21 protein-coding genes are annotated in these 24,656 nt (G+C 66.0%); 5 read left to right on the forward strand and 16 right to left on the reverse strand.

What is annotated here, in order from left to right:
• The first annotated feature begins 22 nt into the window (after positions 1–22).
• Together ASD75_RS07180 and ASD75_RS23635 are read left to right on the forward strand one after the other, a co-directional pair.
• Positions 23–766 (forward strand): sulfite exporter TauE/SafE family protein, encoded by a 744-nt coding sequence (locus ASD75_RS07180; protein WP_056744319.1) that lies wholly within the window; start codon positions 23–25, stop codon positions 764–766.
• A 6-nt stretch (positions 767–772) separates the two neighbouring features.
• Positions 773–964 (forward strand): hypothetical protein, encoded by a 192-nt coding sequence (locus ASD75_RS23635; RefSeq protein ID WP_156400960.1) that lies wholly within the window; start codon positions 773–775, stop codon positions 962–964.
• A gap of 208 nt (positions 965–1,172) precedes the next feature.
• Here the strand turns inward: ASD75_RS23635 and dgoD are convergent, their stop codons facing one another.
• From dgoD to ASD75_RS07245, 13 genes are all read right to left on the reverse strand, one after another.
• The gene (dgoD, locus tag ASD75_RS07185) at positions 1,173–2,333 is read right to left on the reverse strand and encodes a galactonate dehydratase (RefSeq protein ID WP_255356267.1); all 1,161 of its coding nucleotides are present in this window, start codon (positions 2,331–2,333) and stop codon (positions 1,173–1,175) included.
• 42 nt (positions 2,334–2,375) lie between these two features.
• Positions 2,376–3,035 carry a 2-dehydro-3-deoxy-6-phosphogalactonate aldolase gene (locus tag ASD75_RS07190; RefSeq protein WP_056744323.1) on the reverse strand — a complete coding sequence of 220 codons (660 nt, stop codon included), beginning with the start codon at positions 3,033–3,035 and terminating at the stop codon, positions 2,376–2,378.
• On the reverse strand, positions 3,032–4,081 hold the full coding sequence (locus ASD75_RS07195) for a 2-dehydro-3-deoxygalactonokinase (protein ID WP_056744325.1): 1,050 nt from the start codon (positions 4,079–4,081) through the stop codon (positions 3,032–3,034). Before ASD75_RS07195 ends, ASD75_RS07190 begins: the two co-directional genes overlap by 4 nt.
• Positions 4,082–4,092: 11 nt before the next feature.
• Entirely contained in the window at positions 4,093–5,031 is a 939-nt protein-coding gene (locus ASD75_RS07200) for a dihydrodipicolinate synthase family protein (RefSeq protein ID WP_056744327.1), read from the reverse strand.
• Between the two features lie 112 nt (positions 5,032–5,143).
• Positions 5,144–6,877 (reverse strand): IlvD/Edd family dehydratase, encoded by a 1,734-nt coding sequence (locus tag ASD75_RS07205; RefSeq protein ID WP_056744330.1) that lies wholly within the window; start codon positions 6,875–6,877, stop codon positions 5,144–5,146.
• A 34-nt stretch (positions 6,878–6,911) separates the two neighbouring features.
• Positions 6,912–7,949 (reverse strand): galactofuranose ABC transporter, permease protein YjfF, encoded by a 1,038-nt coding sequence (yjfF, locus tag ASD75_RS07210; protein ID WP_056744332.1) that lies wholly within the window; start codon positions 7,947–7,949, stop codon positions 6,912–6,914.
• Complete coding sequence (locus ASD75_RS07215; RefSeq protein WP_056744334.1) at positions 7,946–8,998, reverse strand: ABC transporter permease; 1,053 nt, start codon at positions 8,996–8,998, stop codon at positions 7,946–7,948. Before ASD75_RS07215 ends, yjfF begins: the two co-directional genes overlap by 4 nt.
• The gene (locus ASD75_RS07220) at positions 8,991–10,541 is read right to left on the reverse strand and encodes a sugar ABC transporter ATP-binding protein (protein WP_200947569.1); all 1,551 of its coding nucleotides are present in this window, start codon (positions 10,539–10,541) and stop codon (positions 8,991–8,993) included. The genes ASD75_RS07215 and ASD75_RS07220 overlap by 8 nt, the downstream gene beginning before the upstream one ends.
• Entirely contained in the window at positions 10,541–11,770 is a 1,230-nt protein-coding gene (gene mmsB / locus ASD75_RS07225; protein ID WP_056744336.1) for a multiple monosaccharide ABC transporter permease, read from the reverse strand. Before mmsB ends, ASD75_RS07220 begins: the two co-directional genes overlap by 1 nt.
• A gap of 1 nt (position 11,771) precedes the next feature.
• The gene (gene mmsA, locus ASD75_RS07230) at positions 11,772–13,289 is read right to left on the reverse strand and encodes a multiple monosaccharide ABC transporter ATP-binding protein (RefSeq protein ID WP_056744338.1); all 1,518 of its coding nucleotides are present in this window, start codon (positions 13,287–13,289) and stop codon (positions 11,772–11,774) included.
• A gap of 110 nt (positions 13,290–13,399) precedes the next feature.
• Positions 13,400–14,470 carry a multiple monosaccharide ABC transporter substrate-binding protein gene (gene chvE, locus ASD75_RS07235; protein ID WP_056067543.1) on the reverse strand — a complete coding sequence of 357 codons (1,071 nt, stop codon included), beginning with the start codon at positions 14,468–14,470 and terminating at the stop codon, positions 13,400–13,402.
• 187 nt (positions 14,471–14,657) lie between these two features.
• Positions 14,658–15,623, reverse strand: coding sequence for an ABC transporter substrate-binding protein (locus tag ASD75_RS07240; protein WP_056745104.1), 966 nt, complete (start codon positions 15,621–15,623; stop codon positions 14,658–14,660).
• A gap of 78 nt (positions 15,624–15,701) precedes the next feature.
• On the reverse strand, positions 15,702–17,153 hold the full coding sequence (locus ASD75_RS07245) for an aldehyde dehydrogenase family protein (RefSeq protein WP_056744339.1): 1,452 nt from the start codon (positions 17,151–17,153) through the stop codon (positions 15,702–15,704).
• A gap of 132 nt (positions 17,154–17,285) precedes the next feature.
• Here ASD75_RS07245 and ASD75_RS07250 point away from each other — a divergent pair, with 132 nt between their 5' ends.
• Entirely contained in the window at positions 17,286–18,248 is a 963-nt protein-coding gene (locus ASD75_RS07250) for a LysR substrate-binding domain-containing protein (protein WP_056067548.1), read from the forward strand.
• Positions 18,249–19,180: 932 nt separating this feature from the next.
• On the opposite strand, the gene ASD75_RS07255 is transcribed toward ASD75_RS07250, so the two are convergent.
• A complete protein-coding gene (locus ASD75_RS07255) occupies positions 19,181–20,002 on the reverse strand; it encodes an SDR family NAD(P)-dependent oxidoreductase (protein ID WP_055401789.1) in 822 nt (273 codons plus the stop codon).
• A gap of 124 nt (positions 20,003–20,126) precedes the next feature.
• Here ASD75_RS07255 and ASD75_RS07260 point away from each other — a divergent pair, with 124 nt between their 5' ends.
• Positions 20,127–21,080 (forward strand): SMP-30/gluconolactonase/LRE family protein, encoded by a 954-nt coding sequence (locus ASD75_RS07260; RefSeq protein WP_056744341.1) that lies wholly within the window; start codon positions 20,127–20,129, stop codon positions 21,078–21,080.
• 76 nt (positions 21,081–21,156) lie between these two features.
• On the forward strand, positions 21,157–22,086 hold the full coding sequence (locus ASD75_RS07265) for an aldose 1-epimerase (RefSeq protein ID WP_056745106.1): 930 nt from the start codon (positions 21,157–21,159) through the stop codon (positions 22,084–22,086).
• 93 nt (positions 22,087–22,179) lie between these two features.
• Here ASD75_RS07265 and ASD75_RS07270 read toward each other — a convergent pair whose 3' ends face one another.
• Both ASD75_RS07270 and ASD75_RS07275 read right to left on the reverse strand, forming a co-directional pair.
• Positions 22,180–23,793: a rhodanese-related sulfurtransferase gene (locus tag ASD75_RS07270; protein WP_056744343.1), complete on the reverse strand. Its 1,614-nt coding sequence runs from the start codon at positions 23,791–23,793 to the stop codon at positions 22,180–22,182.
• 26 nt (positions 23,794–23,819) lie between these two features.
• On the reverse strand, positions 23,820–24,476 hold the full coding sequence (locus tag ASD75_RS07275) for a cysteine dioxygenase (protein ID WP_056744345.1): 657 nt from the start codon (positions 24,474–24,476) through the stop codon (positions 23,820–23,822).
• Between the last annotated feature and the right edge of the window lie 180 nt (positions 24,477–24,656).

Here is a 24,656-nt window from a genome sequence, read left to right on the forward strand (position 1 = left end):
GGCCATGCACACACCATAGGGCATGGACATTTTGCAGCTCTTGATGGTGGTCGTTGTTTTCGTTCTGGCCGGTGGTGTGAAGGGCGTCACCGGCATGGGACTGCCTGCAGTGGCCGTGAGCTTGCTCGGGCTGTGGATGCCTCCTGTGCAAGCGGCCGCACTGTTGGTCATACCCTCGCTGGCAACCAATATCGCGCAATGCCGTGGTCCTCACCTGCGCTCACTGGTATCCCGGCTGTGGCCTGGTTGGCTGGCAATCGCGATCGTGACTGTGAGCGCGCCCGGTCTGGGGGACGCCGTTTCCGCACAAACGACCAAGGGCTGGCTGGGCGGGATTCTCATGGCCTATGGCATCTGGGGCTTGTGGCGACCTCAGCTGCCCGATCTTTCACTCACCAGCAAATGGCTCAGCCTGCCGACAGGCGCGGCCACTGGGTTCGTGACGGCGCTCACTGCCGTCTTCGTATTGCCCTGGGTTCCCTACTTGCAGACGCTGCGGCTGGGCAAGGACGAGATGGTGCAAGCGCTGGGCCTTTCATTCACCGTGGCCACTCTGTCGCTCGCCGTGAAAGTGCAGATGTCCGCCCCTTTGGGGTTGATCTCGTCGTCTGTTGCTATTGCAGTCGGTGGAGCATTGATCGGCGCATTGAGCGGGCTCAAGCTTGGTGAGCTGCTACGTAGCCGCCTTGTCGGTCCCGTCTTCCAGAAGGCACTTTTTATGGTGTTCCTCGGATTGGGTGCAGCCAACCTGATCCAGGCACACTGACACAGCATGAGCGGACAAAAGGAGTTGCCTGAAGCTGCAGCCTTGTTAGAGCGGGCTTACCGGCTGGCACACGTGTTGCAAGGCGAAGGTTTGCTTGAAATCGGAAGCAGACAGTTTGTTGCAGACGAGCTTGTCGAGGTGCTTGATGAAGCTCGTGTCGCGCTTTTTGCAGCCTGTGATTTGCCCAAACCGCTCTGACTTTCTCTGAGCTGACAGAATCATCCCCGTACCAGCAAGCGTTCGAAAGATGAAACTGGGCGACTGCTCCTAGCCTATTGATCTGGCGCAATCCATTCATGAGCCCCGTTCGAGCCGAGGTTGCCGAAGCCCTGGGCAAGCTGAGGTACAGCGCCATCGATACTCTGGAGTAAACCGCCCCGTATCAATAACAATGCGCCCAACCACCTCACCACTCCGCAAAACTCCCGTCCCGGTGCCGCCACACCGGGTTTCTCCACCGGTGCCCCTCCTGCGCCCGCTCGCGCACATAGTCTTCGTTCACCTCAATCCCTAGCCCCGGCCCGGTGGGGATGGCGACCATCCCGTCCTGGTACGCAAACACCCCGGGGTTGGACACATAGTCCATCAGGTCGTTGGCCTGGTTGTAGTGGATGCCCAGGCTCTGCTCCTGGATGAAGGCGTTGTAGCAAACCGCATCCAGCTGCAGGTTGGCCGCCAGTGCAATCGGGCCCAGCGGGCAGTGCAGGGCGAGGGCTACGTCGTAGGCCTCGGCCATGCTGGCGATCTTGCGGGTTTCGGTGATGCCGCCTGCGTGTGAGGGGTCGGGCTGGATGATGTCCGCATAGCCGCCCTGCAGCACGCGCTTGAAGTCCCAGCGCGAGTACAGGCGCTCGCCCAGGGCGATGGGGGTGGAGGAGATGCGGGCAATCTCCTTCAGCGCCTCTTCGTGTTCGCTCAGCACAGGCTCTTCGATGAACATGAGCTTGTAGGGCTCCAGCTCCTTGACCAGCACTTTGGCCATGGGCCGGTGCACACGGCCGTGGAAGTCCACGCCAATCCCCACATTCGGCCCCACGGCCTCGCGCACGGCGGCCACGTTTTGCAGGCAGCGTTCCACCTTGTCGTAGCTGTCCACGTACTGCATTTCTTCGGTGCCGTTCATCTTCACGGCCGTGAAGCCGCGCGCCACGGCGGCCTGGGCAGCGGCGGCTGTTTCGCTGGGGCGGTCGCCGCCGATCCAGCTGTAGACCTTGATGCGGCTGCGCACATTGCCGCCCAGCAGCTCGGACACGGGTACGCCCAGTGCCTTGCCCTTGATGTCCCACAGTGCCTGGTCGATGCCGGCCAGCGCGCTCATGTGCACGCCGCCGCCTCGGTAGAAGCCGCCCCGGTACAGCACCGTCCAGTGGTCTTCGATGTGGCGCGGGTCTTTGCCAACGAGGTAGTCGGCCAGTTCATCTACCGCAGCCGCCACGGTGTGCGCGCGGCCTTCCAGCACGGGCTCGCCCCAGCCGGTGATGCCTTCGTCCGTTTCGATTTTGAGGAAGCACCAGCGTGGCGGAACGATGAACGTGGTGAGTCGGGTGATCTTCATGGGGCGATGCAAAGGGGGCGGAAGTACGGGGTTGTCTTGAGGGAATGGGGCAGGTCAGGCGGTCGCGGGCGAGGAGCCAAACGATGCCTGCCAGGCCCGCGCAAACGCTGCAGCCTTGTGCGCCACCTCAGGGGCCTGGTCACCGGGCCGGTACAGGGCCGAGCCCAAACCAAAGCCGCTTGCGCCAGCGGCGGCATACGGCGCGATGCTCTCGGGCACGATGCCGCCCACGGGCACCAGCGCCATGGGCGGCGTGATGACGGCGCGCCAGGCCTTGAGCACATGGGGCGGCAGCGCCTCGGCCGGGAACAGCTTGAGCATGTTGGCGCCCGCTGCCAGCGCGGCGTAGGCTTCGGTCAGCGTGGCCACGCCGGGCGCGCAGGCCATGCCAGCGGCGCGGGCAGCGCGGATCACATCGGGGTCGCTGTGAGGCATGACGATGATCTGCCCACCGGCTGCGGCCACATCGGCCACGGCATCGATGGAGAGCACCGTGCCTGCACCCACGAGGCAGTCGGCGGGCAGCGCATCGCGCAGCGCGCGGATGCTGGCCAGCGGCTCGGGGGAGTTGAGCGGCACTTCGATGATGCGAAACCCTGCGTCGTACAACGCATGGCCGATGGCCACCACCTCGTGCGGCTGCACGCCGCGCAGGATGGCGATGAGTCCGCAGCGCTGCAGGATGTGGAACAGGGTTTTGTCGATGGGGTTCATGCAGCCAGACTCCCGGCGGTGAAGGGGTGTGAGGAGGAGGGTGCGGGCGCAACGACCAGCCCTGCCGCCAGCGCGATCTGCCACAGCCCGGTGGCCGTGGCCTGCGTGGCGATGGTGGGTGTGGCAAAGCCATGGGTCTGCAGCGCGACGGCGTAGCGGCGGCACAGGTCGGGCTCGCCGCACAGCACCAGCGTTGGTGGTGTTGTTGGGGTTTGACCCTGTGCGCGGCTCAGGCTCGCCACCTCGTGCCCGATCAGCAGGCCCGAGAGGTAGTCCGCTTGCGCGGTAGGCGCCAGCGCGCCGGTCAGCCCCAGCGTGCGGGTGCTGAAGATGTGCGAGAGCAGTCCCAGCGCGGCATCGCTGCCTCGCGCCACCTCCAGCCCGCGCGCAAAGGCATCGTCGTCGGGTGCCGCCGCAGCCTGCATGGTCTTGCCCAGAATGGTGTGTCCGCGCAGTGCGGCAAATACCTCGCCGGTCATGAAGGTGTGGAACTGCTCGATGCGCCCCTGGCGTGCCAGCACCCATTTGCTGTGGGTGCCGGGCAGGCCGATGAGCACGGGCGCATCCGCAGGCAGTGCAAGGCCTGCCAGCACGCCCAGCACCTGGGTTTCTTCGCCGCGCATCACGTTGGGCAGCGCGCCCTGCTGCAACAGGCCCGGCACGATGTGCAGCGGCGGGCCGTCGCGCCGCTCCACCAGCGTCAGGCCCCGCGCCAATGCATCGAGCGAGGTGGGCGTCGGCAGGTATTTGGCCTCGCGCCAGCCCTGGGCGCTGCCCACCATGCCGCAGGCCAGCAGGGGCAGGCCGGGTGCGGCGGCCAGCCAGTCGCCGCAGGTGTCTTGCAGTGCGCGTTCAAACGCGGCGCCGAGCCCGCCGTCTGCCACGCTCGCGGTGGAGGGGGGCAGGTTCATGATGCCCCAGGGGCGGTGCCGCGTTTCCAGAACCTCGCCATGCGCGCCCATGCGGAATACGCGCAATGCGCTGGTGCCCCAGTCCAGGGCAATCAGGCCCGCCTCGGCGGGCACCAGATAACGTGCAGGCGCCATGGGTGTCCTGATTAACGTGCCCAGCGCAGCACCAGCGGGTCCAGCCGCCGCGCGATATCGATCAGGCCGCGCCTCACTTCAGGGTGCATGGCGGGAAAGGGGTGGCGGCCTGCCTCACAGGTGATCACGCCGCCTTCCTTCATCAGCGCCTTGGCCGTGAGGATGCCGCCCTGGCGGTTTTCGTGGTTGATGAGGGGCAACCAGCGCTGGTAGAGCGAAAACGCCTGGTCCATGTCGCCCTGGCGGTGCGCCTCGATGATGGGGCGAATGCCGTCCGGGAACGCGCCGCCCGTCATCGCGCCGGTGGCGCCGGCATCCAGGTCGGCCAGCAGCGTGATGGCCTCTTCGCCGTCCCACGGGCCTTCGATGGCGGCGCCGCCCAGGCGGATCAGCTCGCGCAGCTTGCTGGCGGCGCCGGGCACTTCGATCTTGAAGTAGGCCAGGTGCTCGATCTCCTGCGCCATGCGGGCGAGGAACGGGGCCGACAGCACGGTGCCGCTGGCGGGCGCGTCCTGCACCATGATCGGGATGCGGATCGCATCCGACACGCGGGCATAGAACTCGTAGATCTGCGCCTCGGGCACGCGGAAGGTGGCACCGTGGTAGGGCGGCATGACCATCACCATGGCGGCGCCCATGTCCTGCGCGGCGCGGCTGCGTTCGGCGCACACGCGGGTGCCGTAGTGGGTGGTGGTGACGATGACGGGCACACGGCCTGCCACATGCTCCAGCGATGTGCGGGTGAGGACTTCGCGCTCGGCGTCCGATAGCGAGAACTGCTCGGAGAAGTTGGCTAGGATGCAAACGCCATCCACACCCGCATCGATCATGAAGTCGAGGCAGCGCTTCTGGCTGTCGAGGTCGAGCGTGCCGTCTTCGTGGAAGGTGGTGGGCACCACGGGGAAGATGCCTCGGTAGCGAGGGTTCTGGAGGGAATGGGGGGCAGGCATGGCGGGTATGGGCAAGAATTTGAGTTGAATATGCCTCTAGCGCTAGTTGAATAAGCGCTGGTGGCTATGGAATTTGTAGCGTTTGACTGCGGCGAGCGTCTCAGAGTGCGCATCAATGCGAGTGGCGGGGCACAGCGGCCCCCCGGCAGCCGACCAAGAAGTCAAAGTCGCAACCATCGTCCGCCTGCAGTACGTGGTCCACATACAGACGTTGGTAGCCGCCGCGTCCGCCGTTGTCCGCGCCAGCCAATGCGGCCAGGCGTGCGGCCAGTTCCTGGTCGCTGATGTCCAGATGCAGGCGGCCGTTCTCGCAGTCCAGCTCAATGAAGTCGCCATCGCGCACAGCAGCCAGCGGGCCACCGGCTGCCGCCTCGGGCGCCACGTGCAGCACCACGGTGCCGTAGGCGGTGCCGCTCATGCGCGCGTCGGAGATGCGCACCATGTCCTTGACACCCTGGCGCAGCAGCTTGGGCGGCAGGCCCATGTTGCCAACCTCGGCCATGCCGGGGTAGCCCTTGGGGCCGCAGTTCTTGAGCACCATCACGCAGCTGGCGTCGATGTCCAGGTTCTCATCGACGATGCGTTCCTTGTAGTGCTCCAGGTTCTCGAACACCACGGCGCGGCCCCGGTGCTTGAGCAGTTCGGGCGAGGCGGCCGAGGGCTTGAGCACCGCGCCACGCGGCGCCAGGTTGCCGCGCAGGATGCAGATGCCACCGTCGGCAATCAGCGGGTTGTTGATCGGGCGGATCACCTCGTCGTTGTATTGGGGCGCCTCGCGCACGTTGTCCCACAGGCTCTTGCCGTTGACGGTGAGTGCGTTGGGGTGGGGCAGCAGGCCGTTCTCGCCCAGGCGGCGCAGCACGGCGGGCAGGCCGCCCGCGTAGTAGAACTCTTCCATCAGGAAGCGGCCCGAGGGCTGCAGGTCCACCAGCGTGGGCGTGCCACGGCCAATGCGCGTCCAGTCCTCCAGGTCCAGCTGCACGCCGATGCGGCCCGCGATGGCCTTCAGGTGGATGACCGCGTTGGTCGAGCCGCCAATCGCCGCGTTGGTGCGGATAGCGTTCTCGAAGGCTTCGCGCGTGAGGATCTTGGAGAGCGTGAGCCCTTCGTGTGCCATCTCCACAATGCGCTTGCCCGACATGTGGGCCAGCACATAGCGACGCGAATCCACGGCCGGGATGGCTGCGTTGTGTGGCAGCGAAGTGCCCAGCGACTCGGCCATGCAGGCCATGGTGCTGGCCGTGCCCATGGTGTTGCAGGTGCCCGCCGAGCGTGACATGCCTGCCTCGGCCGCAAAGAACTGGTGTTCGTTGATCTCGCCCGCCTTCAGTGACTCGTGCAGGCGCCACACGGCCGTGCCCGAGCCGATGTCCTTGCCGTCGAGCTTGCCGTTGAGCATGGGCCCGCCCGTGACCACGATGGCGGGCACATCGCAGCTGGCCGCGCCCATCAGCAGGGCAGGCGTGGTCTTGTCGCAGCCCACCAGCAGCACGACCGCGTCGATGGGGTTGCCGCGAATGGCCTCTTCCACGTCCATGCTGGCCAGGTTGCGCGTGAGCATGGCCGTGGGGCGCAGGTTGGATTCGCCGTTGGAGAACACCGGAAACTCCACCGGAAAGCCACCCGCCTCGTAGATGCCGCGCTTCACATGCTCGGCGATCTTGCGAAAGTGGGCGTTGCACGGGGTCAGCTCGGACCAGGTGTTGCAGATGCCGATCACGGGGCGGCCGTCGAACGCGTGGTCGGGGATGCCCTGGTTCTTCATCCAGCTGCGGTACATGAAGCCGTTCTTGTCGGCCGTGCCGAACCATTCGGCGGAGCGGAGTTTGCGCTTGGGGGTGGTCATGGTGGGGTGCGAGAGAAAGAGGAAAAATGAAGACTCAACGGGCCTTGCCCGAGCGGCGCGAAAGCAGCCGCTGCAGCAGACAGAAAGCGAACAGCAGCACACCAACGACGATGCGTGTCCACCAGGAGCTGAGCGTGCCGTCGAAGGAAATCAGGGTCTGGATGATTCCGAGCATGAGCACGCCAAACAGCGTGCCCGCCACATAGCCCACGCCACCGGTGAGCAGCGTGCCGCCAATGACCACGGCGGCAATTGCGTCCAGTTCCATGCCCACGGCATGCAGGCCGTAGCCCGACAGCATGTAGAACGTGAACACCACGCCCGCCAGTGCTGAGCAAAAGCCCGAGAGCGTGTAGACGCCAATGAGCGTGCGGCGCACCGGCAGGCCCATGAGCACAGCCGAGTGCTCGCTGCCGCCCACCGCATACACGCTGCGGCCAAACGGCGTGCAGTGCGCCACAAACAGGGCAACCAGCAGCACGGCGATGGCGATGAGCGCCCCCAGCGATAGGGATGCGCCTTCCCACAGCGGCAGGCGCCACTGGGCCAGCTCCGAATAGCCTTCGTGTGTGATGCTGATGGAGTCGATGCTGATCAGGTAGCACAGCCCCCGCGCCAGGAACATGCCTGCCAGCGTGACGATGAAGGGCTGAAGCCGAAAGCGCTCGATGAGGAAACCCATGAACGCGCCAAATGCGGTGCCCATCAGCAGCACCAGCGGGATGGCGACGATGGGGTTCCAGCCCCGGTGTTCCACCAGCGCGGCCAGCACCATGGTGGTCAGTGCCACCACCGAGCCCACCGAGAGGTCGATGCCGCCCGACAGGATCACGAACGTCATGCCCACCGCCACGATGATGAGGAAGGCGTTGTCGATCAGCAGGTTGAGGAACACCTGGGCCGAGAAGAACCCGGTGTACAGCACCGAACCCAGCGTGGCCATGGCCACGAACAGCGAGATGGTGGCTGCCAGCGGCAGGTACTTGGGGTTGAACCGCGCGCGCGCGGCGGTGGCCTGTGGGGCAGGGTGGTTCACGGTGCCGAAGCCTGCGGTTTTGGGTACGGCGCTCATTGGAGAGCTCCCGCGCCGGGGCGGCGTGCCAGGGCGCCGACTTGCGCCCGGAACTCGGGCGACTGCAGCAGCATCACGATGAACACCACCACGGCCTTCACCACCAGGTTGATCTCGGGCGGCACGCCCAGCGAGTAGATGGCGTAGGTCAGCGTCTGGATGATGAGCGCACCAATCACGCTGCCCACCAGGCTGAAGCGGCCTCCGGTGAGGGCGGTGCCACCCAGCGTGACGGCCAGGATGGCGTCCAGCTCCAGCAGCTGCCCAGCGTTGTTGCCATCCGCGCTTTTCACGTTGGAGCTGATCAGCAGCCCCGCAATGCCCGCGCACACGCCGCAGAACACATAGGCCGCCACGATAAGCCGCCCCGCCTGCACGCCCGCCACCCGCGCCGCCGTGGGGTTGATGCCCACTGCCTGGATGAACAGGCCCAGCGCCGTGCGCGTGATGGCGAGGTACAGCACCACGAAGACTGCGGCCACTACGAACACAGAGAACGGCAGCCCTGCCAGGTACCCACCGCCCATGAAGAAGTAGGGCGTGTAGTAGATGGTGATGATCTGCCCGTCGGTGATGAGCTGGGCAATGCCCCGGCCCGCCACCATGAGGATCAGTGTGGCAATGATGGGCTGCATGCCCACCTTGGCGACCAGCACGCCATTCCACAGCCCGCACAGCAGCGCCACGCCGATGGCGCCCAGGATGGCGACGGGCAGTGGAAACCGGCTCTCGGTGCCCGACACCGAGCCGCCGATCAGCCACGCTGCCACGGCCGCTGCAATGGCCACCGTCGCGCCCACCGAAATATCGATGCCGCGTGTGGCAATCACCAGCGTCATGCCCAGCGAAACCAGCACCAGCGGTGCGGCGCGGTTCAGTATGTCGATGAGGCTGCCGTACAGGTGCCCATCGCGCCATTCGATGTGTAGAAAACTGGCGTTGAAAGCCGTATTGATGGCCAGCAGGAGCAGCAACGTGACGGCGGGCCACGCCAAGCGGTGTCGCATCAGCGCGGCAAAAAGGGAAGGAGAGGGGGGACGTTCAAGCATGTTCTGCGGCGATGAGTTCGTAGACGGCGTCTTCGCTGCTGCCCGCAGGCAGCTCACCCACCTTGTGGCGGTCGCGGAGCACCACGATGCGGTGCGCCACGCGCACCACCTCGCTCATTTCGGAAGAGATGAACAGAACGGCCATGCCGCCCTGGGCCAGGCGCAGGATCTGGTCCATGATTTCCTGCTTGGCGGCCACGTCGATGCCGCGCGTGGGTTCGTCCAGTATCAGCAGGCGCGGCTCGATGGCCATCCAGCGCGCGAGGATCGCCTTTTGCTGGTTGCCGCCCGAGAGCAGGCCGATGGGCTTGTCCACGGTCTCGGTCTTGATGCCCAGCAGCTTCACATAGCTTTCGGCCAGTGCCGTCTGCTCGGCGCGCGAGAGGAATTTGCCCACGCCCATGCGGGCCTGCAGCGCCAGCGCAATGTTCTCGCGCACCGACAGCTCGGCCACGATGCCATCGGTCTTGCGCTCTTCGGGGCACAGGGCCAGGCCATGGCGGATCGCGTCCATGGGGTTGGCAAACTTCACCACCTGCCCGTCGATGCGCAGCGCGCCCCGGTCAGGCTGCTCCAGGCCAAACAGCAGGCGCGCCAGCTCGGTGCGGCCTGAGCCCAGCAGCCCGGCCAAGCCCACCACCTCGCCTGCGCGGATCTGCAGGTCCAGCGGCTGCAGTTGCGTGTCCTGCCCCAGGCCCTCGGCTTGCAGCAGCGTGGCCTGGCGGCTGTCCACGGCGGGCGCTGGTGCGGGTTGCTCCGACGCTGCGGCCAGGTCGCGCCCCAGCATGGCCGCGATCAGTGCCTGTGGGCCCAGGTCCTGCGCGCGCCACTCGCCCACCCAGCTGCCGTTGCGCAATACGGTGATGCGGTCGGAAACGGCATACACCTGGTTCAGGAAATGCGTCACAAAGACGATGGCCAAGCCCTCGCTGCGCAGCCGCCGCAGCACCTCAAAGAGCTTTTGCACTTCGTCGTCGTCCAGGCTGGAGGTGGGCTCGTCCAGGATCAGCACGCGCGATTCGATGCTGAGTGCGCGCGCAATCGCCACCAGCTGCTGCACGGCCACGGGGTAGTCCGACAGCAGGCGCGTCACGTCGATCTGCAGGCCGATGCGCGCCACCAGCTCGCGGGCGCGCTGGTGCAGCGTGGCCCAGTCGATACGAAAACCCTGTGCAATGCCGCAGCGCGGGTAGCGGCCCGCAAAGATGTTCTCGGCCACCGAGAGGTTGGGGCAAAGGTTGACTTCCTGGTACACGGTGCTGATGCCCAGGCGCTGGGCCGCCAGCGGCGAGTCGGGCCACACGGCTTCCCCTCCCAGCCGCATCTGCCCGCCGCTGGCCTCCAGCACGCCCGTCAGCACCTTGATCAGTGTGGACTTGCCCGCACCGTTTTGCCCCATCAGCGCATGGATCTCGCCGGGGTACAGATTGAGCTGCACATCGCGCAGCACGGGGATGCCCGCGAACTGCTTGTGGATTCCCGAAAGCTGCAGCACCGGCGCAGCGGCTGGGGCGTGAGCGGTGGACGCGTCCATGGGGGTCATCACGCTTTGTTCTTGTTGTAGACATCCACGAGCACGGCGGCCAGCAGCACGACGCCCTTGATGACCTGCTGGTAGTCAATGCCGATGCCCAGGATGGACATGCCGTTGTTCATCACGCCCATCACGAAGGCGCCTATGACCGCGCCCATCACCTTGCCCACGCCGCCCGATGCCGATGCGCCGCCGATGAAGCAGGCAGCAATCACGTCCAGCTCAAAACCCAGGCCCGCCTTGGGTGTGGCGGTGTTGAGCCGCGCCGCAAACACCAGCCCGGCCAGGGCTGCCAACACGCCCATGTTGATGAACGCATACAGCGTGAGCCGCTCGGTCTTGATGCCCGAGAGTTTGGCCGCCTTCTCATTGCCGCCCATGGCATAGATGCGGCGGCCGATGGTGGTGCGGCTGGTGACAAAGTCGAACAGCACGATCAGCAGCGCCATCACGATGAGCACATTAGGCAAGCCCTTGTACGAGGCGAGCAGGTAGCTGAAGTACACCAGCAGCCCACCAAACACCACGGTGCGGGCGATGAACAGACCCGCAGGCTCCGTCTGCACGCCATGGCGCAGGCGGTTGGCGCGCTGGCGCAGTCCACCCACGGCCAGGGCCGCAGCCACGGCAGCGCCCAGCAGCAGCGAGGTCAGGCGCAGCCCCTCCACGCTGAACAGGTCGGGGATAAAGCCCGAGCTGAGCATCTGGAACGCCGAGGGGAACGGCCCCACCGACTGACCCGCCAGAAGCGCCAGCGCCAGGCCCTTGAACACCAGCATGCCTGCCAGCGTGACGATGAACGACGGAATGCGCGAGAACGCCACAAAGCTGCCCTGCACCGCACCAATGAGCCCGCCGCAGAGCAGGCACACCAGCGTGGCGGGCACAAAGTGCCAGTTGTATTCGACCATCAGCACCGCCGCCAGCGCGCCGATGAAACCACACACCGAGCCCACCGACAGGTCGATGTGCCCGGCCACGATGACCAGCAACATGCCCAGCGCCATGATGACGATGTAGCTGTTCTGCAGCACCAGGTTGGTCAGGTTCAAGGGCTGCATCAGCGTGCCCTCGGTCATGTACTGGAAGAAGCCCATGATGGCCACCAGCGTGATCAACATGCCGTATTCGCGCAGGTTGTGCTGCAGGTGCTGCAACAGCGATTTGTCGTGCCGCGCCGCTGCTGTCGGGTTGCCGTCTGCCAGCGTGCTGGCGGGGGGATGGGTGGTCTGGCTCATATCAACTGGCTTTCACAATCGCTCGCATGATTCGTTCTTGGGATGCTTCGGCCGTGGGCATCTCGGCCACAAAGCGGCCTTCGTTCATCACATAGATGCGGTCCGTGATGCCCAGCAGCTCGGGCATTTCGGAGGAGATCACGATCACGCATTTGCCCTCCGCCGCCAGCTGGGCGATGAGGGTGTAGATCTCGTACTTGGCGCCCACGTCGATGCCGCGCGTGGGCTCGTCGAGGATGAGCACTTCGGGGCTGGTGAACAGCCATTTGCTCAGCACCACTTTTTGCTGGTTGCCGCCCGAGAGGTTCAGCGTCTTCTGGTCCACGCCCGAGCAGCGGATGCGCAGCTTCTCGCGGTAGTCCTGTGCCACGCGGTGTTCCTGACCGCTGTCGATCACGCTGGCGAACGACACGCCCGGCAGGTTGGCCAGCGAGGTGTTGAACTGGATGTCTTCGTTCAGCACCAGGCCATTGCCCTTGCGGTCTTCGGTCACATAGGCCAGGCCGTGGCGCACGGCCTTTTCCACCGTGCTCACGTCGATGGGCTGGCCGTGCAGCCGCACTTCGCCGCTGATGCGCTGGCCCCACGAGCGGCCGAAGATGCTCATGGCCAGCTCGGTGCGGCCTGCGCCCATCAGGCCCGCAATGCCCACAATCTCGCCGCGCCGCACATTCAGGTCGATGCCTTTGAGGTGCTCGCGGTCGCTGCGCTGCGGGTGGTGGGCGCGCCAGTTGCGCACCTCAAAAACAATGTCGCCCACTTGTGGCTGGCGCTGGGGGTAGCGGTCGCTCATCTCGCGGCCCACCATGGCCTGGATCACGCGGTCTTCGCTCACCGGGCCCTCTCGGCAATCCAGCATCTGCACGGTGCTGCCGTCGCGCAGCACGGTGATGGCATCGGCCACGCGTGAGATTTCGTTGAGCTTGTGCGAGATCAGGATGCAGGTAATGCCCTGGGCTTTCAGCTCCAGCAGCAGGTCCAGCAGGGCCTGGCTGTCATTTTCGTTGAGGCTGGCGGTGGGCTCGTCCAGGATCAGCAGGCGCACCTTGCGCGACAGCGCCTTGGCAATCTCCACCAGCTGCTGCTTGCCCACACCCAGCTGGCCCACCGGTGTGTCGGGCGACTCGCGCAGGCCCACCTTGTGTAGCAGCGCCTGGGCCCGGCTGTGCGCAGCCATCCAGTCGATGACGCCGTGCCGCGCGGTTTCGTTGCCAAGGAAGATGTTCTCGGCAATCGACAGCAGTGGCACTAGCGCCAGCTCCTGGTGAATGATGATGATGCCCAGGTGCTCGCTGTCGCGGATGCCCGCAAACTCGCGCTCCTGCCCGTCGAACAGGATCTGGCCGCTGTAGCTGCCGTGCGAGTACACACCCGACAGCACCTTCATCAGCGTGGATTTGCCCGCCCCGTTTTCGCCGACGATGGCATGGATCTCCCCGGCCTGCACCTGCAGGTTGACCTGGTTCAGCGCCACCACGCCAGGGAAGGTTTTGCGGATGTTCCGCATTTCAAGAAGCATGGTCTCTCAGTCTGTTGGCGGGGCCTTGGGCCCCATCCCGGTTGCACGCCGCCTGCGCTGCCTCAGCAGCATTCGCAGGCGGCGGCTCTACATGCAGAAGCCGCTCGCGCTCACTTGATTTGGGACTCCTTGTAGTAGCCACTGCCCACCAGCACCGTGTTCCAGTTGGATACGTCCACCGACACGGGCTTGAGCAGGTACGAGGGCACCACCTTCACGCCGTTGTTGTAGGTCTTGGTGTCGTTGATCTCGGGCTGCTTGCCTGTCAGTACGGCGTCCACCATGTTGGCGGCCACCTTGGCCAGCTCGCGGGTGTCCTTGAACACGGTGGAAGACTGCTCACCCTTGAGGATGGACTTGATGGAAGGCACCTCAGCGTCCTGGCCGCTGACCACAGGGCAGGGCTGCTGGGCGGTGCAGTAGCCCACGCCCTTGAGGGAGGACAGGATGCCGATGGAGATGCCGTCATAGGGCGACAGCACCGCATGCACCTTGTCCTTGCCGTAGTAGGCCGACAGCAGGTTGTCCATGCGCGCCTGGGCCACCGAGCCATCCCAGCGCAGCGTGCCCACCTTGTTCATGCCGGTCTGCTTGCTGCGCACCACCAGCTTGCCGCTGTCGATGTAGGGCTGCAGCACGCTCATGGCGCCGTCGTAGAAGAAGAAGGCGTTGTTGTCGTCCGGCGAGCCGCCGAACAGTTCAATGTTGAACGGGCCCTTGCCTTGCTTGAGGCCCAGCTTGTCCACGATGGAGGTGGCCTGCAGCACACCCACCTGGAAGTTGTCGAACGTGGCGTAGTAGTCCACGTTCTTCGAGCCCTTGATGAGACGGTCGTACGCAATGACCTTCACGCCCTTGTCGGCCGCGTTTTGCAGCGCCTTGGACAGCGTGGTGCCGTCAATCGACGCGATCACCAGCACCTTGGCACCCTTGGTGATCATGTTCTCGATCTGCGCGAGCTGGTTGGGGATGTCGTCTTCGGCGTACTGCAGGTCGGTCTTGTAGCCCCGGTCCTTGAGCACCTTGACCATGTTGTCGCCATCGGCAATCCAGCGCGCCGAGGACTTGGTGGGCATCGAGATGCCGATGGTGCCCTTGTCCTGGGCCGATGCCACGGACGTGGCGCCAATGGCAGCCAGTGCCACGGTGGCCAGCACGGCCTTGAAAATTGCACGCTTCATTTGAGTCTGTCTCCTGATGTTGTTTTGATTTGATTGCCGCTTGGATGCGTCACGGCCTTACGAAACTGTCGCGGCCCAGTGCCAGAGCCACCGCCCAAGGGCCGCCCCGCCGGGCCGGTGGCGTCCCCCTTCCCGCATCGCGCAGCGATGCGAGAGAAAGGGGGAGGGCGCGCAGCGCCTCAGGGGGTTAATACTTTCTGTTCGGCATTTCCTTCGCCGCCACTTCCATTGGGAAGATGCCTTCTTCCGTCACGATGCGCTTGGGCACGGACTTGCCAGCCTTGATGTCCTTGACGGCGCTCATCAGCTGCGGGCCCAGCAGGGGGCTGCACTCCACGCTCACATTGAGCTTGCCGGCGATCATGGCTTCGAAAGCGCCCTTCACCGCGTCGATAGAGATGATGGTGATGTCCTTGGCGGGCTTCATGCCGGCCTCTTCGATGGCCTGGATGGCGCCGATCGCCATGTCGTCGTTGTGCGCGTACAGCACATTGATCTTCTTGCCCTCGGCCTTCAGAAAGGCTTCCATCACTTCCTTGCCCTTGGCGCGGGTGAAGTCGCCGGTCTGGCTGCGGATGATCTTGAACTTGGGGTCGGCCTTGATGACTTCTTCAAAGCCCTTCTTGCGGTCGATGGCAGGGGCCGAGCCCACGGTGCCTTGCAGCTCGACGATGTTGACCTCGCCCTTCTGGTCCTTCATCTTCTCCACCAGCCAGCGGCCGGCCTTGCGGCCTTCTTCCACAAAGTCCGAGCCCATGAAGGTCACGTACAGCGACGTGTCCTTGGTGTTCACCGCGCGGTCGGTCAGCACCACGGGGATCTTGGCGGCCTTGGCCTCGCGCAGCACGGGCTCCCAGCCAGACTCCACCACGGGCGAGAACGCAATCACGTCCACCCTCTGCGCGATGAACGAGCGGATGGCCTTGATCTGGTTCTCCTGCTTTTGCTGCGCGTCCGAGAACTTCAGCTCGATGCCCGCCTCCTTGGCGGCCGACTTGATGGACTCGGTGTTGGCGGTGCGCCATTCGCTCTCGGCCCCCACCTGGCTGAAGCCCAGCACGAGGGGCTTTTGTGCCCAGGCAGTGCCGGGCAGCAAGGCGGCCACGGGCACGCTGGCCAAGGCGGCAGCAACGGTGCGGCGGTTCATTTTCATCATCTTGTCTCCTGTCTGTAATGGTTGGTTGACGATGGTTGCGGGATGGAAAGAAGGAACGCTCGAAAAGGGCAGGGCTCAGGCCAGCATGTAGCCCGTCTTGACGGTGGTGTAGAACTCGGCCGCGTAGCGCCCCTGCTCGCGGGCGCCGTAGCTCGACTCCTTGCGGCCACCAAAAGGCACATGGAAGTCCACACCCGCCGTGGGCAGGTTCACCATGGTCATGCCCACGGCGGCGTGGCGCTTGAAGTGCATGGCGCGCTTGAGCGACGTGGTGCAGATGCCCGCACACAGGCCGAAGGGCGTGTCGTTGGCCAAGGCCAGTGCGTGCTCGTAGTCGTCAGCCCGCAGCACGCAGGCCACGGGGCCAAAGATTTCCTCGCGCGCCACGCGGTGCTCGGGGCGGGCCAGGAAGAGGGCGGGGCTCATGTAATGGCCTGGGGTGGGGCGCTCCAGGCGCTCGCCACCCCAGACATGCTCCGCTCCCTCGCTCTTCGCAATGTCGATGTAGTCCAGGTTTTGTGCCAGCTGGTTGTCATCCACCACCGGGCCCATCTCGGTGCCGCGCTCCAGCGCGTGGCCCACCCTCAGGCTGGCCAGCCGGTTGCGCAGGCGCGCCACAAAGGCGTCGTGCACCTCGGCCTCCACGATGAGACGGCTCGATGCGGTGCAGCGCTGGCCGGTGGAGAAATACGAGCCCTGCAGCGCGCAGTCCACCGCCTGGTCCAGGTCGGCGTCGGCCAGCACGATGAGCGGGTTCTTGCCACCCATCTCCAGCTGCACCTTGGCGCGGCGCTGGCTGGCGGCGCGCAGGATGCGGTCGCCTGTGGCGACCGATCCGGTAAAGCTCAGCGCATTGACCAGCGGGTGGTCCACCAGCGTCTGGCCCACCTCGCGGCCGCTGCCCATGACCAGGTTGAAGGCACCGGCGGGCAGGCCGCTGCGGCTGATGATCTCGGCCAGCGCCCAGCCACAGGCGGGCACCAGCTCGGCGGGCTTGAACACCACGGTGTTGCCGTAGGCGAGGGCCGGGGCGATCTTCCAGGCCGGGATGGCGAACGGGAAGTTCCACGGCGCGATGATGCCCACCACGCCCACGGGCTCGCGGGTCACGTCCACCTGCACGCCCTGGCGCACGGAGGCCAGCAGCTCACCCTGGATGCGCAGCGCCTCGCCCGCAAAAAACTTGAAGATCTGCCCGCTGCGCGCCACTTCGGCGATGCCTTCGGGCAGCGTCTTGCCTTCTTCACGGGCCAGCAGTGCGCCCAGCTCGTCCTTGCGTGCCAGCAGCTCGCTGCCGATCATGTCCAGCACGTCGGCGCGGCGTTGGGGGGTGCTTTGGCTCCAGGTGGGCAGGGCGTCGGCCGCAGCGCGCGCGGCCAGCTCGGTCTGGTTGCGGTCGGCGCGGGCGTATTCGGCCACCACCTCGCGGGTGTCCGACGGGTTGGTGCTGATGCCGGTGGTGGTGCCGATTTCCCACCGGCCGTTGATCAGGTGCCGGGGGCTGAGCTGGAGGTCGCCGAGCTTCATGGAGAGAGGCCTTTGTTGCAGTTGCGGCGAAGTCTATGGAAGGTTTAGATATCAATCCAATCGTTTTTTAGACAAAATACATATCGTTCTTTGCATTCTGGAAAACCCCTCCCTTTTCCCGTCCTCCCATTCATGAGCACCTACAACCACTGGTTCATCCGCGCCCGCCTCAAGACGCGCCAGCTGCTGCTGCTGGTGGCCCTGGCCGAAGAGGGCAACATCCACCGCGCCGCCCAGGTGCTCAGCATGACCCAGCCGGCCGCCTCCAAGCTGCTCAAGGACCTGGAGGATGTGCTGGAGGTGTCGCTGTTTGACCGCCTGCCACGCGGCATGCGCCCCACCTGGTACGGCGAAACCATGATCCGCCACGCCCGCATGGCCCTGGCCAACCTGAACCAGGCGCACGATGAGATCGGCGCGCTCAAGCGTGGGCACTACGGCCAGGTAGGCATTGGCGCCATCACCTCACCGGGCCTGAGCCTGTTGCCCGCCGCCGTGGCACAGGTCAAGCAGGAGCACCCCAGCCTGCGCATTTCGCTGGACATCGAAACCAGCCCCGTGCTGCTGGAGCGGCTGGAGCAGGGCAAGCTCGACATCGTGGTGGGCCGCCTCTACGAGGAGCACGACAAGGAGAACCTGCGCTATGAGTCGCTGACGGAGGAGCTGGTCTGCGCCATGACGCGCCCGGGCCACCCGCTGTCGAGCATGACCGGGCTGACGCTGCGCGATGTGGTGTCGGCCAGCTGGATCGTGCCGCCGGCGGGCAGCGTGCTGCGGCACCGGTTTGACCTGATGTTCCAGCAGGACGGGCTGGCGCCGCCGCTGCACACGGTGGAGACATCGGCGCTGCTGTTCATCACGCGCATGCTGCAGCAGAGCGACATGATTGCGGTGGTGGCGGAGGATGTGGCGCGCTATTACGCGGCGCATGGGATCGTGACGGTGTTGCCGCTGGCGATGCCGTGCCATATGGATGCGTTCGGAATCATCACGCGGTCGGACCGGCTGCTGTCGCCAGCGGCGAAGGTGATGATGAAGGCGTTGAAGCAGACGAGTCTGGTGCAGTACGGGAGGCGGTTGGAGGTGGGGGATTGATGGTTTTGAGTTGATATTGGCTGGATGCGCTAGTGAGATATGCGCTGGTAGCTATTGTTTTGATAGTCTTTTGGTGAGCGCTTCCTTGGTTCTAGGTCTTTGGGCTGATGTGGCCGGGTGCCTGGGTTCAGGGCGGAGGCCGGGAGTCGCCCCGGCGGGCGAGGTACTTTTCTTTGCTTCGCCAAAGAAAAGTACCCAAAAGAAAGGCGCCCCCCAGTCTGCGACCCCTTCGCTGTGCGAAGGGGTAAACCTGCGGCGGGGCGGTTGCGGGGTGCGCCGTGGAACTCGCTCTGCGCTCGCGCGCGCCGCTCAGACATCCACGGCGAGTCAGTTCACGAAGCATGGGCGCTTCGACGCCCATGCTCACCCCACAACCGCCCCGCCGCAGGCGCAGCCAGCAGGGGGTGGACAGCCGAACATCCAACAGCCGAACAGCCACACGGGCCATCGCTGCGTTCGGCCCAGCTTTCGCAGCGCGTGACGCTTGCGCCCGCGAGACGGGGCCGAGCGCAGCGCAGCGAAGCAATGGCCCGAGTGGATGTCCCTCGGGTTCCCTTCTGGATGCGCCTGGGGCGCGCAGGGCGCGGGGTGGCGCGTGTGCCGAAGTACACACGCGCTTCGTGAACTGACTCACCGCAGTTGTCCGAGCGGAGCGCCAAAGGCGCGCAGCGAGTTCTGCGGTGCACCCCGCGCGCGAGCACCCCAGGTTGCCCCGTAGCGAAGCGAAGGGGTCGCAGACAGTAGGGTCGCCCTTTCTTTGGTGACTTTCTTTCGGCGACGCGAAAGAAAGTTACTCGCACGCCGGGCGACTCCCGGCCTCCATCCTTAACCCGAGCACGCCGCCAGACCAGCACCCACACTCACAAACTACAAAAACAATAGCTGCCAGCGCTTAATGGATAAGCGCCAGAGCCCAAAAAGACTTCAAAAAGTCAAACCCACCCAGCATCCACCTTGAACTCCTGCGCCGTACACATCGCCGCATCATCCGACGCCAAAAACAACACCATCCGCGCAATGTCATGCGGCCGCAGCTTGTCCGGCAAGCACTGGTTGCGCGCCAGCTCCTTCTCGCCCTCGGCGTCCAGCCACAGTTTGATCTGCCGCTCCGTCATCACCCACCCCGGCGACACCGTGTTGATGCGGATCCGGTCCTGCCCCAGCGTCTTGGCCAGCCCGCGCGTGAGGCCGTTCACCGACGACTTGGCAATCGCATAGCAGGGGTAGCCCGTGCCCTTGCCCTGCCAGCCCGTGGAGCCCAGGTTGATCACCGAGCCCGCGCCCAGCCTGCGCATGCCAGGCACCACGGCCTGGATGGCGAAGAAGGCGGGGCGCTCGTTGATGGCCATGCGCTCGTCGTAGTACTCGGGCGTCACGGACTCCAGCGTGTGCCGGTCATCGCTGGCCACGTTGTTCACCAGCACTGCAAAGTCGCTGCCCAGCTCGGCCGCCGCTTCGGCCACACAGGCTTGCAGGGCGTTCACATCGCGCACATCACACACACGCCACCAGGGGCGGGGCAGGCCTGCGTCGGCAATGTGCTGGGCCAGCGCCTCGCTGGCGTTGCGCGCCACGTCCACAAACGCCACGCGGGCACCTTGCTCGGCAAACGCCGCCACGATGGCCGCGCCAATGCCGCTGCCGCCGCCCGTCACAAACACGGCGCGGCCTTGCAGGCTGGGGAATTTCGCCAGGCCCTGGGGAGCGCCGGTGGCGTCGGTCGAGGAAGAAGAGGGGGTAAAAAGCTGTGTCATATCAATATTGCAATCAATCAATGGCAAAAAAATTCATTTCAAGCATCAATTGGCGTTGATAAGATGCCGCTCGTCAAGTGCCTGGCGGCAGGCCGATGCAAAAAAACGACCGGAGACAACCAACGTGCGCCCTTCGCTGGATACCCCCATCCCACCGTCCAGCGGCGCGTCCGCCTCTGCTCCCACAACAACCGGCGCCGTGCGCTGCGTAGTCACATTGGGTAACGCACTGGGCGAGGGGGTGATGTGGTCCGTGCGCGAGCAGGCCGTGTACTGGGTGGACATCCTGCAGCGCGAGCTGCACCGCTGGGACCCGGCCACCAGCGCCCACCAGCGCTGGACGTTTGACGAAGAGATTTCTGCCATTGCTGAGCGCGCGCACGCCCCGGGCTTCATCGTCACCCTGCGCCGGGGTTTTGCACTGTTCGACCCCGCTGCTGACATCGCCCCGCGCTACCTGCACCAGCCCGAGCCAGAGCGCACAGGCAACCGATTCAACGACGGCAAGTGCGACGCCCAAGGCCGCTTTTGGGGTGGCAGCATGGACTTTGCGTGCGAGGCGCCCACGGGCGCGCTCTACACCTACACCGCCAGCGGCGACTGCGTGCGGCACGACGATGGTTTTGCCGTGACCAATGGTCCCACATGGGCTACCACCGCGCAGGGCCCGGCCATGTTTTTCAACGACACGGTGCAGGGCACCACCTACCACTACCGCTGCGACCCGGCCACCGGCACCGTGAGCGACAAGACCTTGTGGAAGCGCTGGCCCGCGGCTGACGGCGTGCCCGACGGCATGACCACCGATGCGCAGGGCCGCCTGTGGGTGGCGCACTGGGGCGGTGGCTGCGTCACCTGCCACGACGCCGACACGGCCGACGAGCTGGCCCGCATCCCGCTGCCCGTGAGCCAGGTCACCAACTGCGCTTTTGGCGGTGCGGACCTGTGCATGCTGTACATCACGTCGGCCCGCACCGGTCTCACGCCCGAGCAGCTCGCGGCCGAGCCACTGGCCGGGGCACTGTTTGCCGTGGACATCAGCACGCCCGGCCTGCCCGCGCATCTGTTTGGCAGCTGATGCCAGCCCCGCGCGCAGCAGCGAGGCCCCTGGCTCCGCCTCCTTGTTTCTCCATCCTGCAGAAAGCACACCGCCCATGACCGAGGCCTCTCCATCCCACCCCATCGTCTGGCTGCACCACGCGGGGCAGCACCTGGGCCTGGTGCCCACACTGGGCGGCAGCGTGGCGGCCTGGCAGATCGACGACCCGCAAGAGGCTGATGCACGCGTCGACCTGTGGCGGCCGTGGGATGGCGCCACGCCCGACCTGTACCAGCTTGCATCCTTTGCCATGGTGCCCTGGTCCAACCGCATCAGCGGCGGCGGGTTTGAGCACGCAGGGCAGTTCCACCCCATGCGTCCCAACCGTATGGGCGAGCCGTACCCCATCCACGGCGACGGGTGGCTGCAGCCCTGGCAGCTGACCCAGCCCGCGCCCGACACGCTGCAGATGCAGCTGCGCTCCGAGCGCTTTGACGGCAACCCTTACGAGTACGAGTGCGTGCAGACCTTCCGGCTGGTGGAGGGCGGCCTGGACCAGTCGGTGCAGGTGCGGCACCTGGGCGCACAGCCGCTGCCCTACGGCCTGGGCTTGCACCCCTGGTTTCCGCGCACGCCCGGCACGCGCATCACGGCGCCGGTGCAGGGCGTGTGGCTGTGTGGCGACGACCCCCTGCCCACACAGCACACGCAGCACTTCCCGCCCGGCTGGGACTTGAACACCGGTGCGCCCGCCAATGGCGGCCTGATCGACAACGCCTACACCGGCTGGGGCGGCACCGCGCAGATCGACTGGCCCGAGCGCGGTCTGCGCCTTACCGCCCACATGCCAGACTTTGCCAAGGACGGCGGCGCGGCCCACCACTACTGCCTGGTGTACCGCCCGCCACAGGGCCCGGCGTTCTGCTTTGAGCCCATCACCCAGCCCATCGATGCCTTTCACCAACCGGGCCAGCCCGGCCTGCGCAGCTTGGCGCAGGGCGAGGTGCTGGCGATGAACGTGTCGTGGCGCTACGGGGCGTTGTGAGCGGCCCTGGGGCTCCCCAGAAGAGGGTTTGTAGCGAAATCTGCCGGTAGCGCTAGTGAATCATGCGCTGGCAGCTATTAAATCGATAGTGAATCAGATCACCCGGAACCCGTGGGTGCCGTCGCGCCCCAGTTGTTCCACCAGCCCGAACTCCCAGTCCAGGTAGGCCTGCATCGCCTCGCGCGGGCTGTCGGTGCCTTCGTATGGGCGGCGGTAGCGGTCGATGCGTGGCGAGGCCAGGCGCGTCTCGCCATGCTCCAGCGGCAGGCCCTGGGCGATCCAGGCCAGCGTGCCACCCTCCAGCACCACCACCTCGGCGCCACCCGTCAGGCGGGCCAGGTCCTGCGCGGCATAGCGTGCCAGCAGGCTGCTGCCACAGGTCAACACATAACGCTGCGCCTTGGGAATACTGGCCACCGCCTGTGCCAGTTGCGAGCGGATCACGAACCACGCGCCGGGGATGTGGCGCTGCACGTAGTTGGCGCTGGTGGTCAGGTCCAGCACGGCGGTGTGGCCGGGGCTCTCTTTGCTTTCTTCGTTCAGCCAGGCCGCCAGTTGTGCGGGCGTGACCCAGGCAATGGGGCCTTCGGGTTCGGGCACGGTGTTGGCCACTGCGCCGGTCTCATTGAAGTCGGCGGCGGGCGCGTCGTCCAGCACCCACACGTCCCAGCCCATCTGCGCCAGCCACGATGCGCTCATGTTCGCGCGCACCCCGTCGTCATCCACCAGCACGATGCGCGCGCCACGCACGGCGGCGGTGTGGTCGGTCTCCTGCACCAGCTGGCCGCCGGGCGTGTTGCGAAAGCCGGGCAGGTGGCCTGCGGCAAATTCTTCAGGCGTGCGCACATCCAGCAGGTAGGTGGTGCGCTGCGCCTCGGCCCCAAAGCGCGCCAGGTCGGCGCGGGTGGCGCGCTGTACGCCCGCGCGGTCGGCCACGCTGCGCGCCCGCTGGGGCGCGCGCTCGCGGTCGGCATGCACGGCGGGGTCAAAGCGGCGGGTGGCGCCGCGCTCCAGCGTCTGGCCGGCCAGCAGCCAGCCGATGGTGCCGTTGCGCAAGGCCGCCACCGGGTTGGGGATGCCCGCGTTCACCAGCGACTGCGTGCCGATGATGCTGCGCGTTCGGCCCGCGCAGTTCACGATGATCTGCGTGGCCGGGTTGGGCGCCAGTGCCTGCGCGCGCAGCACCAGCTCCGCGCCGGGCACGCTCACGCCGGTGGGGATGTTCATGGTGTGGTATTCGTCATACCGGCGCGCATCCAGCACCACGACATCGGCCTGGGCGTCGATGAGCGCCTGCACCTCTTCGGCCGCCAGCGAGGGCGTGTGGCGCTCGGCCTCCACCAGCTCGCCAAACGATTTGCTGGGCACGTTCACGTCGATGAACAGTTCGCCGCCCGCATCGCGCCAGCCCTGCAGGCCACCGGCCAGCAGCGTCACCTGCGTGTAGCCCAGCTGCTGCAGCTTGCGCGCGGCGGGCTCGGCCAGGCCTTCGCCGTTGTCGTACACCACGATGAAGGTATCGCGGCGCGGAATGCGCGTCCACGCATCCAGCTCGATCTTGCCGGCGGGCAGGTTGGCGGCGAACAGCGGGTGGCTTTGGGCAAACGGGTCTTCCTCGCGCACGTCGAGCAAGGCGATTTCCTGGCGGGCGAGCAGGGCCTCGCGAACCTGGTGGAACGAAGTCTGGGGCAGGGCGGGAGCGGTCATGGTCTTGGTGTTGGGTCGGATCGGCTTCAGGCAGCCGGTGCAGGGTTTTTGGACAGGTCCCAGAGGTTGGGCAGGGTGCTGTTGCTGTAGCCCGAGATGAACGGCTTGCGCGTGCCGTCCTCCAGGTACACGCTGCGCTGCACCGCGCCGATGTTGGCGCCGTACACGTGGATGCTGATGGAGGTGTGGCCCTCCCAGGCATTGCCCACGCGGTGCACATCGCCTATGGCGGGGTCGTTGGGCGAGACGGCCTCTACCTGGCCCGGCTGCAGCCGCACGGGCTCGCCCTGCGGTGCCCAGCGGCCGTCGGGCGTGCGGGCATAGGCCTGCGAATCCTCGGCGCCGCGCAGCATGCCGATCAGGCCCCACACGGTGTGGTCATGAATGGGCGTGGCCTGGCCTGGGCCCCACACAAAACTCACGACCGAAAAGCGCCCCAATGCGTCGGCATGCAGCAGGTACTGCTGGTAGCGATCGGGGTGGGGCTGGGCATAGGTGTCGGGCAGCCAGTCGTCATGGGCCACCAGCGTGCGCAGCAGCGTCGCGCCCTGGGTCAGGGTGTCGGGCTCGGGCAGGCGCTGCTCCACCAGCGCGGCCAGCTGCTGCACAAAGTGGCGCAGGCGGGCGGTGTGGGGGGCGGAGGGGGACGTGGGTGGGGTCGATGGGTTGGGCAATGCACTCATGCCCGGTATTGCACCAGCGCCCGGGCTGCCCGTGTGTTGCGTGTTTTGCATATGCATCCCTGTTTTTCTTCGTTCTGTTGCGAGGCGTCTTTCAGTTCAATGCCAATCCATCGTAACGGCGGTGCGGACCGGCTCGCAGGCATCCACAGGAATTCACGGGCAATCGCAGCGCCGATCAGG

It is taken from the genome of Acidovorax sp. Root568 (assembly GCF_001427445.1).
GTDB lineage: Bacteria > Pseudomonadota > Gammaproteobacteria > Burkholderiales > Burkholderiaceae_C > Acidovorax > Acidovorax delafieldii.